Below are 13,309 nucleotides of genomic sequence, written 5' to 3' on the forward strand. Positions count from 1 at the left end.
CGCTCCACCACCAACACACCCACCCCCTCACCCCACCCCGTCCCATCCGCACCCTCCGCAAACGCCTTCACCCGACCATCCCCCGCCAACCCACCCTGACGAGAGAACTCCACAAAACCCACCGGCGTCGACATCACCGTCACCCCACCCACCAACGCCACCGAACACTCCCCCACCCGCAACGACCGCACCGCCAGATGCAACGCCACCAACGACGATGAGCAGGCGGTATCCACCGTCACCGCCGGACCCTCCAACCCCAGCGTGTAGGACACCCGGCCCGAGGCGACGCTGGAGGCGGTGCCGCTGATGCGGTAGCCCTCGACGTTCTCCGAGGCGGCGACCGACTCGCCGCCGTACCCCTGGTAGATCAGCCCGGTGAAGACTCCCGCATCGGTGCCGCGCAGCGAGGCAGGGTCGATACCGGCCCGTTCCAATGCCTCCCACGACACCTCGAGCAACAGACGCTGCTGCGGGTCCATCGCCAGCGCCTCCCGCGGCGAGATCCCGAAGAAATCCGCGTCGAAACCGCCGGCACCGGTGAGGAAACCGCCTTCGCGCGCATAACTCGTCCCGGTGGCGGACGGATCCGGGTTGTACAGAGCGTCGACGTCCCAGCCGCGGTCCGGCGGGAACTCCGACACCATGTCACGGCCGTGCACGGCGACGTCCCACAGTTCCTCCGGGGAGGAGATGCCGCCGGGGAAACGGCAGCCCATGCCGACGATCGCGATCGGCTCGCGGGCGGCGTCCTCGAGCTCACGCACCCGCTGCGTGGCCGCCCGCAGTTCGGTGGTCGCCTGCTTCAGGAAATGGCGCAGCCGATCCTCGTTCGACACGGGGGACTCCTCCTGACCTCGGGTGTCTCCGACCGTCCGGCGAAGACCGGGAACCTGATGCGAACGGGAACTCAGGAAATACCGAACTCGCGGCCGAGCAGATCGAACATCTCCTCGTCGGTCGCCGCGCCCAGATCGTCGTCGGGGGCGTCGAGGGTGCGCAGCATCGTCCGCAGCCGGGTCTGCAGCGCCGACCTGACCTGGCCGTCCGGCGGGCTGGCAGCCAGCGCCGCCTGCAGGCGGTCGAGGTCGTCGAGCACCGATCCAACGCCGACCTCGGCCCCGGACCCGGACCCGGATAGGAGGGCGCCTGCGGAGCCGCTCTCGTCAGGCCGCAGGACGCCGACCAGGTGGCGGGCGAGCGCGGCGGGGGTGGGGTGGTCGAACACGACCACGGCGGCGAGCTGCTCCCCGGTGACCTGGGCGAGCCGGTTGCGGGTCTCGACCGACGCGAGCGAGTCGAAACCGAGATCGATGAAGGCGCGGTCGGCCGGTACGTCCTCGGGTGAGGCATGCCCGAGAACGGCCGCGACCTCGGTGCGCACCAGACCCAGGAGCAGCCGGTACCGGCCGCTGTCCGGCAGCGCGGCGAGGCGTTCCCGCAGCCGCTCGGCCGCCGGCCTGCCAGCACCCGGCCCGCTCCCGACGCTCGCTCCTTCGTCGGCGTCCGTGGTGCCGGGGACGCCTGTGGTGCCGGGGGCGTCCGGTGTCGCCCCGTCGCCGCGCAGGCGGGCGAGGGCGTCGCGGGCCGGCGGGATCTCGTCGACGAAGCGGGTCGGCCGGCCGGGTGGGAAGGCCGCGACGAAACGCTCCCAGGCGACCCGGACCACCGCGACGCAGCTCTCGCCGCGGCCGACGACCTCGGCCAGCGCCCGCAGCGCCTCCGGCGGGTCGAGCGCGGGCAGCCCGTGCCGCGCGGTCCGTTCCCGCACCCGGGCGACGTCCGCCATCCCGCCGCCGGCCCAGGGGCCCCAGGCCACCGAGGTCGCGGGCAGGCCGCGGGCGCGGCGGTGCTCGGCGAGTGCGTCCAGTCCGGCGTTCGCGGCGGCGTAGGCGCCCTGCCCGGGGTTGCCCCAGATGCCGGCCACCGACGCGAACAGGACGAAGGCGTCGAGCTCGTGGCCGGACAGCAGCTCGTCGAGGTGCGCCGCCCCGGCCGTCTTGGCGGCGGCGACGTCCGCGAGCTCTGCCGGACCCACCCGCTCCAGCACTCCGCCGGTGCCGCTGCCGGCCGCGTGGACGACGGCGGTCACCGGATGCTCCGCCGGGATGTCGGCGAGGACCCGAGCGAGCGCGGCCCGGTCGGCGACATCGCAGGCGGCCACCGTGGTCCGCGCGCCGAGGCTGCTCAGTTCGGCGACCAGCTCGGCGGCGCCGGGTGCCGCGGCACCGCGCCGGCTCGTGAGCACCAGCCGCTCGGCACCCTCGGCGGCGCACCACCGGGCGACCGCCGCGCCCAGCGCCCCGGTACCACCGGTGATCAGCACGGTTCCCCGCGGGCGCCACTGCGCGCCCCCGGCCTCCTCTGTTCCCGGCCTGCCGCCGGTGATGGTGCCGGCGCGGACGAGGCGTCGGGCGAACGTCCCGGCGGGGCGCAGGGCGACCTGGTCCTCGCCGGAGGTGGCGGCGAGGACGGTGACCAGCCGCTCGGACGTCCGCGGGTCGAGGGTGGCGGGCAGGTCAACCAGGCCGCCCCAGCGTGCGGGCATCTCCAGCGCGGCGACCCGGCCCAGGCCCCACACCTGCGCCTGCGCCGGGCTGGTCAGCGGGTCGCCGGGCCCGGTCGCCACCGCGCCCCGGGTGGCGCACCACAGCGGGGCGTCCACACCGGCGTCCCCCAGCGCCTGCAGAAGCGTGACGGTGCCGGCGAGGCACACGGGAAGCACCGGATGGGTCCCGAGCGGGCTGTCATCCAGCGCTGCCAGCGACAGCACACCGCGGACGTCCTGCGCCCGGTCGGCCGCATCGGTGCGGGCGGCGGCGAGGCGGCCTGCCAGAGAGGTGCGGTCGACGTCCGCCTCGTCGAGGGCGAGCTGGTACACCTGTGCGCCGTGCAGCTCCAGGGCCTGGACGCAGGCGCGGGCCAGCGGGGCCGCGGCGGCGGCCGGCGGTGGGAGCACCACGATCCAGGTGCCGGACAGCGCGGGCGTGGCGGCAGCGGGGAGGGACACCGGCGTCCAGGCGACCCGGTAGGTCAGGTCGTCCGTCCCGAAGCCAGCCGGTGCACCGGCTGCCTCGGCCGGGTCAGCGCTGCCGGCCGAGGCCGGGGGTGGCTGGAACCAGTACCGCCGGTGCTGGAAGGCGTAGGTGGGCAGGTCCACCCGGTGGGCGCCCGTCCCGGCGAAGAACGCCGCCCAGTCGACGTGGACGCCGTTGACGTGCGCCTGGCTGAGCGCCGTCACCAGGGTGTGCTCCTCGGGGCGGTCCGCGCGCAGGGTGGGGACGAACGCCGCGTCGCCGGCGGGCACGCACTCGCGTCCCATCCCGGACAGGACCGCCGCCGGCCCGACTTCGACGAACGTGGTCACGCCACGTTCGCGCAGGCAGACGACCGCGTCGGCGAAGCGCACCGCGGCGCGGGCCTGCCGGACCCAGTAGTCCGCGTCGCACCACTCGCCCGCGGCCACCGCACGCCCGGTCACCGTCGAGACCAGCGGGATCGTCGGGGCGTGGTAGGTCAGGGTCACGGCGACCTGGCGGAACGGTTCGAGCATGCCGTCCATCAGCGGGGAGTGGAAGGCGGCGGTGACCCGCAGGCGCCGGGTCCGCCGGCCGGCCCGCTCGGTGTGCGCGGCCAGCGCCGCCACCGCCGGTTCGGTACCGGAGACGACAACGGACTCGGGCCCGTTGACCGCCGCCACATCCAGCTCACCGGCGACGTCCAGACCGCCGGTGTCAGGGAGCCAGCCACGTACCTCGCGCTCGGTGGCCTGGATGGCAAGCATCGCCCCGCCCGGCTGCGCCGCCATCAGCCGTCCGCGGGCGGCGACGAGTCGGCAGGCGTCGGGCAGGGACAGGACGCCCGCGATGTGGGCGGCGGCGATCTCGCCGACAGAATGCCCGGCCACGACGTCCGGTACGACACCCCAGCTGCGCAGCAGGCCGTCCAGGGCCACCTGCAGCGCGAACAGCGCGGGTTGGGTGAGGTCGGTACGGTCCAGCAGGTCGGCGTCGCCGTCCGCCTCGTCCAGGGGACGTTCGAGCAGCGGGTCGAGGTGGCTGCGGACGCGGTCGTGGATCTCGGCGAACACCGGGAAGCGTGCCCGCAGCTCGCGGCCCATCCCGACGCGCTGCGACCCCTGGCCGGTGAAGAGCATCGCCGTGCGGCCCGGGGTGCCGACGGTCGCCTCGACGAGTGTCGGCGCGGACTCGCCGCGGGTGAGCGCCGCCAGCGCCCGCGAGGCGCCGTCACGGTCGGCGGCGACGACGGCGGCCCGGTAGGGCAGCGCGGCCCGGCCCGTCGCCAGGGAGAACCCGATATCCAGCACGGACTCCGCCGGCTCGGCCGCCCCCTCCGCGCCGGCGGTGAGGCGGGCGGCCAGTCGGGCGGCCTGCGCCCGCAGCGCCGCCGCGGAACGTGCCGAGACGAGCCAGGGCACGACGGCGGGGTCGGTGCCGGGCCCGGAACCGACCGGGAGCTCGCGGGCTGCCGACCGGGCCGCGCCGGGGCCGGCCTGCTCCAGGATGACGTGGGCGTTCGTGCCGCTGATCCCGAACGACGACACCCCCGCCCGACGCACCCGACCCGGCCCACCCGGCCACGGAACTGTCTCCCGCGCCACCTCCACCCCACCGGACGACCAGTCCACCCGCGACGTCGGCGCATCCACATGCAACGATCCCGCCACCACACCCCGCCGCAACCCCTCCACCACCTTGATAACCCCGGCAACACCCGCCGCCGCCTGCGTATGACCAATATTCGACTTCACCGACCCCACCAACAAAGGAAACCCCTCACGCTCCCGCCCATACGTCGCCAACAAAGCCCCCAGCTCGATCGGATCACCCAACCGCGTCCCCGTCCCATGCCCCTCCACCACACCCACCTCCGCCGAACCGACACCCGCATCCACCAACGCCGCCCGAATAACCCGCTCCTGCGCCCGACCCGACGGCGCCGTCAAACCATTCGACCCACCATCCTGATTCACCGCCGAACCCCCCACCACCGCCAACACCCCATGACCATTACGCACCGCATCCGACAAACGCTCCACCACCAACACACCCACCCCCTCACCCCACCCCGTCCCATCCGCACCCTCCGCAAACGCCTTCACCCGACCATCCCCCGCCAACCCACCCTGACGAGAGAACTCGACGAACGTCGTCGGGCTGGCCATGATCGCGACACCGCCGGCCAGTGCCATCGTGCACTCGCCGGCGCGCAGCGCCCGCACGGCGAGATGCAGCGCGACCAGCGACGACGAGCAGGCGGTGTCGACGGTGACGGCCGGGCCCTCCAGGCCCAGCGTGTAGGAGATCCGGCCTGAGGCGACACTGCCGGCGTTACCCGTCAGCAGATAGCCGCCGGCGTCGTCTCCGGCCTGCAGGCCGGTCAGATAGTCGTGGTAGCTCAGCCCGGTGAACACCCCGGTGTCACTGCCCCGCAGGGAGGTCGGGTCGATACCGGCCCGTTCCAACGCCTCCCACGACACCTCCAGCAACAGACGCTGCTGCGGATCCATCGCCAACGCCTCCCGCGGCGACACCCCGAAGAACTCCGCGTCGAAGTCACCGGCGTCATACAGAAATCCGCCTTCTCGCACAGACGACTTCCCCGCACGCCCCGGCACCGGATCGAAAAGACCCACCACATCCCACCCGCGATCAGCAGGAAAACCGGAGACCGCGTCCACACCCTCGACCGCCACCCGCCACAGATCCCCCGGTGACCCCACCCCACCCGGGAAGCGACACCCCATGCCCACGATCACCACCGGGTCGTCCGTCGTACGGCCCGCGGCGCCCTTCCCGGCACCGTTTCCGGCGCGCGCGACAGCCGTGCCGGCACCCGCCGGCCCCGCGGAACCGGCGGCGTCCCCCAGCAGGCCGGTGTGCAGACGGGCGGCGACGTCGCGGGGACTGGGGTGGTCGAACACCAGCGTCACCGGCAGGCGCAGGCCGGTGACCTCCGCCAGCCGGTTGCGCAGCTCCACGGCGGTGAGCGAGTCGAACCCCATCTCCCGGAACGCCGTGGCAGGCTCGACCGCCGCCGGCGAGGAGTGACCGAGCACGGCGGCCGCCTGCGCCCGGACGAGATCGACGAGCGCATCCAGGCGTTCCGCCGCGGCCAGCCCGGTGAGCCGGCCGATCAGCCCGGCCGCGGATCCGTCACGTCCGTCACCGCCATCGCCACGGTCGCTTTCGGCGTCGCCGGGGCCGCGTCCTGTTCCCGCCGGGGTCGTTCCGCCCGGGACGAGTGCACGCAGCACCACCGGCAGCGTCCCGGCCTCGGCCTCGGCCTGGGCCCGCAGCGCCGCGCCGGACAGCCCGATCGGCACCAGGGCCGGCGACCGCGCCGGCGCCGGCGCGGTCGGCAGCTCCAGCTCGGCGGGCGGGGTCACCAACGCCCGGTCGAACAGGGCGAGCGCCTCGGTGGTGGCCAGGGCACGCATGCCCGTGCGGGTCATCCGGCGCAGGTCGGTGTCGCCGAGGCCGGCGGTGAGGCCGCTGCGTTCGTCCCACAGCCCCCACGCCAGCGAGACTCCGGGCAGCCCGTGGGCCGCGCGCCACTGCGCGAGTGCGTCCAGGAACGCGTTCGCCGCCGCGTAGCCGCCCTGCCCGGGTCCACCGAACACCCCGGCGGCCGACGAGAAGAGGACGAAGCCCGCCAGGTCGAGATCAGCGGTCAGTTCGTGGAGGTGCACGGCGGCATCGACCTTGGGCCGCAGCACCGCGTCGACCCGCTCGGCGGTGAGCGACGTGAGAGCCCCGTCGTCGAGGACGCCGGCCGCGTGCACGACCGCGGTCAGCGGCCGGTCGGAGGGAACCGTGGCCAGCAGTGCCGCGAGCGCCGCGCGGTCCGCCACGTCGCAGGCCGCGACGGTGACGTCCGCGCCGAGGTCGGTGAGCTCGCCCGCCCACGCGGGCACCTCGCCCCGGCGCCCGACGAGCAGCAGGTGCCGCAGGCCGTGCCGGGTGACGAGGTGGCGGGCGAGCAGTCCGGCGAGCGTGCCGGTCCCACCGGTGATCAAAACGGTGCCCCCGGGGTTCCAGGGCAGCTTGCCGGCCGCGGCGTCGGACGCGGCGTCGGGTGGCGGTGGTACGGGTGCGGGTGCCAGGCGGGGCACGAGGATCTGGCCGGCGCGCAGGGCAAGCTGCGGCTCCCTGCGCGCACGGGCGGAGGTCAGGGCGACAGCCAGGGCGGTGGGCAGGGCGGTGGGCAGCAGGTCCGGGGCGCTGTCGGCCTGGTCCAGGTCCAGCAGGACGAAGCGGCCAGGATGCTCGGACTGCGCCGAGCGGACCAGGCCCCAGACCGCCGCGGCCGCCGGATCGAGGGCGCGGCCCACCGACGGTTCCCCGCTCACCGCGCTCCGCGTGGTCAGGACCAGCGTCGATCCCTCGAGGCGTTCGTCCGCCAGCCAGGTCTGGAGAAGCGACAGTGTCCACCGCACCGCCGCATGCACACCGACCGCCGTCGCCGGGTCGCCGGCGGTTTCGGTGGGTGGCAGCGGGATGACCACCCACGGCGCGGGCGGATCACCTACCGCGTCGAGTGCCGCCTGCGCCTCCTCGACCGCGGCGACGGCCAGGATCCGCGGCGGAACGGGCGGGGCGGGCGGTTCCCCGTCGGCGGGTGGCGGCAGCGCGGTCCAGGTGAGCTGGAACAGCGCCTGCTCGGAAAGGTCGTCACGGTCGGGGACGTCGGCCGTCGGGCGTGGGGGCGCGCCGGCCTCCAGCCAGTAGCGGCGATGCTGGAAGGCATAGGTGGGCAGGTCCACACGGCGGCCGCCGGCGACCAGCGGCGCCCAGTCGACCGGCACGCCGCGGACCCACAGCTCGGCCGCGCTCCCGGCGAGGCGGCGCAGGCCACCCTCCTGCCGGCGCAGGGAGCCGACGGCCAGCGTGTCGTCGGCGCCCGCGTCCTGCGCGACCTCGGCGACCGCCGGGGTCAGCACCGGATGCGTGCTGATCTCCACGAAGACCCGGTAGCCCTCGTCGACGAGGTCGCGGACGGCCCCGGCGAACCGCACGCCGCAGCGCAGGTTGCGGAACCAGTAGTCGGCGTCGAGGGTTCCGGCGCCGGTGTGGCCCTCGACGTCCTCAGTGCCCTCGACGGTGGAGCGGAACGGAATCCGGGGCCGGGCGGGACGCAGCCCGGCCAGCTCGCTCAGCAGGCTCTCCCGCAGCGACTCCACCTGGCTGGTGTGGGAGGCGTAGTCGACCGGCAGCCGCCGGACCCGCACTTCCCGCTCCGTCCAGTGGGCCGCCAGCTCGTCGAGGGCCGCCGGCTCGCCGGCCACGACGGTCGCCGACGGCCCGTTCACCGCCGCCAGCTCGACCCGGCCGGCCCACGGGGCCGACGCCGTCTCAACGTCGGCGACCGGCAACGCCACCGACAGCATGCCGCCGCGACCGGCCAGGCTCTCCCCGATCAGCCGGCTACGTACTGCCACCACCCGCGCCGCGTCCTCCAGCGACAGCACTCCCGCCACACACGCCGCCGCGATCTCCCCCTGGGAGTGCCCCACCACGACATCCGGCCGCACCCCCCACGACTCCCACACCGCGGCCAGCCCCACCATCACCGCCCACGAGACCGGCTGCACGACGTCCACCAGGTCCAGCCCCGGTGCCTGCGCCGCGCCCCGCAGCACATCGACGACCGACCAGCCCACGAAAGGCCGCAGAGCCTGATCGCACTCGGCCACCCGCCGGGCGAAGACCGCGGACGTCTCCAGCAGCTCCGCACCCATCCCCGCCCACTGCGCGCCCTGACCGGGGAACAGCCACACCACCCGGCCGGCGCCGGCGCCGGGACGTCCGCGCAGCAGCCCGGGGTCCGGCTCGCCGCGGGCGAGCGCGCGCAGGGCCGCCAGTCGGTCGTCGCCCAGCAGGACGGCGCGGTGTCCCATCGTGGCGCGCCCGTGCAGCAGCGACCATCCGACGTCGGCGACGTGCGACGCTGTCCCGTTCACCGGGGCTGTCCCGTCCACCGGCGCGGCGACGACGTCGGCGAGTCGGGCGGCCTGCGCCCGCAGCCCGGCTGCCGACCGCGCCGACAGGACCCAGGGCACCGCCCCGACGTCCGCCACTACATCCGCTGGGCCGTCGCTCGCCAGGCCGTCGCCTGCCGAGGCCTCCTCGGGCGGGAGCTCCCCGGTCGGGGCCTCCTCGATGATCACGTGGGCGTTGGTGCCGGAGACACCGAAGGACGACACCCCCGCGCGGCGCGGGCGGGACGTCCGCGGCCACGCCACCTGTTCGGTGAGCAGCCGGACATCCCCCGCCGCCCAGTCGACGGCCGGCGTCGGCTCGGTGACGTGCAGGGTCCGTGGGAGGGTTTCCCGGCGCAGCGCGAGGACCATCTTGATGATGCCCCCGACCCCGGCGGCGGACTGCGCGTGCCCGATGTTCGACTTCAGCGAACCCAGCCACAGCGGCGCCCCGTCCGGCCGGCCCTGCCCGTAGGTCGCCAGCAGGGCGTCGGCTTCGATCGGGTCGCCCAGCGGGGTTCCGGTGCCGTGCGCCTCCACCGCGTCGACGCCGTCCGGGGTCAGCCGGGCGTCCGCCAGCGCCGCCCGGATCACCCGTTCCTGCGACGGCCCGTTCGGCGCCGTCAGTCCGTTGGACGCCCCGTCGGAGTTCACCGCGCTGCCCCGCACCACCGCGAGGACCCGATGTCCCAGCCGGCGGGCGTCCGTGAGCCGTTCGAGCAGCAGGACGCCGACGCCCTCGGACAGGCCGAACCCGTCGCCGTCCGCCGCGAACGCCCGGCAGCGCCCGTCCGGGGAGAGCGCGCGCGCCCGGCTGTACTCGCTGAACACCAGCGGGCTGGACATCACCGCCACCCCTGCCACCAGCGCGAACCCGCACTCGCCGCCGCGCAGCGCCCGCACCGCCAGGTGCAGCGCGACCAGCGACGACGAGCAGGCGGTGTCGACCGTGACCGCCGGCCCCTCCAACCCAAGGACGTAGGCGAGCCGCCCGGAGAGCACGCTGCTGGCGGCGCCGGTGCTCAGATGGCCCTCGACATCCACCGGCACCTCGCGCAGCCGGGAAACGTAGTCCTGGTAGATGCTGCCGACGAACACCCCGGTCGCGCTGCCGCGCAGCGTGGACGGGTCGAGGCCGGCGCGTTCGACCGCCTCCCAGGCGACCTCCAGCAGCAGGCGCTGCTGCGGGTCCATCGCGAGCGCCTCCCGCGGGGAGATCCCGAAGAAGTCGGCGTCGAAGTCGGCGGCGTCGTGCAGGAACCCGCCATGGCGGGTGTAGGTGGTGCCCGGGCGCCGCCCGTCGGGGTCGTGGAGCGCGGCGACGTCCCAGCCACGGTCGGCCGGCAGTTCGCTGACCCCCTCCCGCCCGGCGGCGACCAGCTCCCACAGGTCCTCCGGGGAGCGGACGCCGCCCGGGAACCGGCAGCTCATCCCCACGATCGCCATCGGCTCGTGCGCGGCGTCCTCCAGCTCGCCGAGCCGGCGACGGGTCCGGCGCAGATCCGCCATGATCTTCCGGACGGAGTCCCGGAGGCGGTCCTCGCTGGCACTGGACATCGGTCGCACTCCCACAGTCAGGCGGTCAGGCGGTCAGGCGGATCGCGGCATCAGGACGGCCCCGGCGGACGGATCAGAACGTGCCGGACGGATCAGAACGCACCGAGCTCCCGGTCGATCGCCTCCAACATCTCGTCGTCGCTCATCGCGTCGAACTCGTCGTCGTGGTCGCCCACCGCCGAGCGGTCACCCGCCCCGCCGGCCGCACCAGCCGCACCGGACCGGAAGTCGTTCCACCGCCACAGCAGCGCCTGCAGCCGCTGGGTGATCACCTCCCCCGCGGCGCCACCGCCACCGCCCGGCTGGATCGCGGCCAGCGCGGCTTCGAGCCGTTCCAGCTCGGCCAGCGGCCCGCGGGTCTCACCGCGGCCGGGCTCCAGCTCGCCGCGCAGGTAGCGGGCCAGGGCGCGCGGCGTCGGCTGGTTGAACACCAGCGCGGCAGGAAGCCGCAGACCGGTGATGGCGGTGAGCCGGTTGCGGAACTCGACGCCGCTGAGCGAGTCGAAGCCGAGGTCGCTGAACGAGCGGTCGTCCGCCACCGCGGCACCGCGTTCGTGACCGAGCACCGCCGCCGCCTGGCCCCGAACCAGGTCGAGCAGGACCTGCTCCCGCTCCGGCACCTCCAGCTCCGCCAACCGGCCCGCGAACGCGGACGCCGTCCCGGACGCGGGTGCACCGTCATCACCTGATCCCGGTCTGGGACCTGACACGGCATCCGCGGCGACCCGCCCCACCGGCCGCATCTGGACGGGCGCCCCGTCGATCAGGCCCTCCGCCGCAGCGGCGCCGTTCAGGTCAGGTGCGGGCCCTTCCTGTGCGCCGCCGGGGTCGGGCGCAGGTGCCGGACGCAGCGTCAGCGAGCCGGTGGCGACCGGCTGTCCGGTGGCGTCGGCGGTGGCAACAGCGACCTCGTCGGTGCCGACCAGTGACAGCCGCACCCGCAGACTCGACGCTCCGGTGGCGTGCACCCGGACGTCGTTCCAGCAGAACGGCCGCAGCCGGCGCGCTCCCAGACCGGGGTCGAGGACCAGCGGGTGCAGAGCGGCGTCCAGCAGCACCGGATGCACCGCGAACCGGCCCGCCTGCGACGCGAGCGGGCCGGGCAGGCCGACCTCGGCGAACAGCTCACTGCCACGGCGCCAGACGGCGCGCACCGCCTGGAAGGCCGGCCCGTACTCGACACCGGAGGCGGCCAGACGCGGGTAGAGATCGTCGATCGCGATCTCCTCCGCGCCCCGCGGCGGCCACACGACCAGGTCGAACTCCGCCTGCTCGGCCGGCGCGGATCCGTCGCTGACGGCGAGCGATCCGGTGGCGTGGCGGGTCCACCTCGCACCCGCACCCGCACCCACGCCCGGAGCGGCGTCGGCGTCGTCCTGGTCTGGACGGGAGTAGACCGTCAGGGGACGTCTGCCGGCCGGGTCAGGAGGCCCCACCGAGACCTGGAGGTGGACGCGGCCATGCTCGGGGACGACCAGCGAGGTTTCCAGGGTGAGCTCGGCGACCTGGCCGCCGCCAGCCTCGGCGCCCGCCCGCAGGGCCAGCTCCAACACGGCGGTGGCAGGCAGCAGGGCGGTTCCGGACACCGCATGGTCCGCGAGCCACGGATGCTCGGCGCGGGACAGCGCTCCCGTGAGCGCCAGCCCACCAGTGTCGACCAGCGGTGTGACGACATCCAGCAGCGGATGGCCCGCGCCGGACCGGGCCCGGCCAGATCCGGCGGAACCGCTGGTGGGCGCCGGAACCTCGGGCCAGTAGCGCCGGTGCTCGAACGGATACGTCGGCAGATCCACCGGGCGGCCAGCGGCCACCAGCGGACGCCAGTCCACCGGCAGGCCCCGCGCCCACAGCTGCACCGCGTTCACGGCCAGCCGCCGCACTCCCCCGTCGTCACGCCGCAGCGAACCGACGGCGACGGTCTCGTGGACGCCGGCCGCCCCCGCCACCTCGGCCGCCTCGGCCGCCTGCGCCACTGCCGCGGTGAGCACCGGATGGGTGCTGACCTCGACGAACGTCCGGTGCCCGGCGGCGAGCAGGCTGTCGACGACCGGGCCGAAGCGGACGGTCGAGCGCAGGTTGCGGTACCAGTAGTCGCCGTCGAGCTCGCCCGGGTCGACCGGCCCGCCCGTCACCGTCGACCACATCGCCACCGCGCCCACCTGCGGGTTCACCCCGGCCAGTTCCGCGGTCAGACGCTCGCGGACGCGCTCCACCTGCCCGGTGTGGGAGGCGTAGTCCACCGGCAGCCGCCGGGCCCGCACCCCGTCCCGCTCCCAGCGGGCCAGTATCTCCGCCAGCGCCGCCGGCTCACCCGCCACCGTCGTCGCCGACGGCCCGTTCACCGCAGCGACCTCCAGCCGGCCCTCCCACGGCTCCAGGGCCTCCGCCACCTCCGCGAGCGGCAGGGCGACCGACGCCATGCCGCCGCGGCCCGCCAGCTCCGCCGCGATCACTCGGCTGCGTACCGCCACCACCCGCGCCGCGTCCTCCAGCGACAGCACTCCCGCCACACACGCCGCCGCGATCTCCCCCTGCGAATGCCCGACCACCACATCCGGCCGCACCCCCCACGACTCCCACACCGCCGCCAACCCGACCATCACCGCCCACGACACCGGCTGCACCACCTCCACCGACTCCAGCCCCGGCGCCCCCGCAGCACCCCGCAACACCTCGACGACCGACCAGCCCACGAACCGCGACAACGCCCGATCGCACTCCCCCACCCGCGCCGCGAACACCGCGGAGGCG

At 75.1% G+C, this 13,309-nt stretch carries 3 protein-coding genes; all 3 read right to left on the reverse strand.

Annotated features, from left to right (window positions below; genetic code table 11):
* On the reverse strand, positions 1–821 hold an 821-nt coding region (locus B207_RS0130295), incomplete at its 3' end, for a beta-ketoacyl synthase N-terminal-like domain-containing protein (RefSeq protein WP_407671487.1).
* A gap of 89 nt (positions 822–910) precedes the next feature.
* Positions 911–10,558 (reverse strand): type I polyketide synthase, encoded by a 9,648-nt coding sequence (locus tag B207_RS0130300; protein ID WP_018640457.1) that lies wholly within the window; start codon positions 10,556–10,558, stop codon positions 911–913.
* Positions 10,559–10,650: 92 nt separating this feature from the next.
* Positions 10,651–13,309, reverse strand: a 2,659-nt coding sequence (locus B207_RS0130305) for an acyltransferase domain-containing protein (protein WP_035743107.1), incomplete at its 5' end; no start/stop codon positions are given.

The organism is Parafrankia elaeagni (assembly GCF_000374165.1).
GTDB lineage: Bacteria > Actinomycetota > Actinomycetes > Frankiales > Frankiaceae > Parafrankia > Parafrankia elaeagni.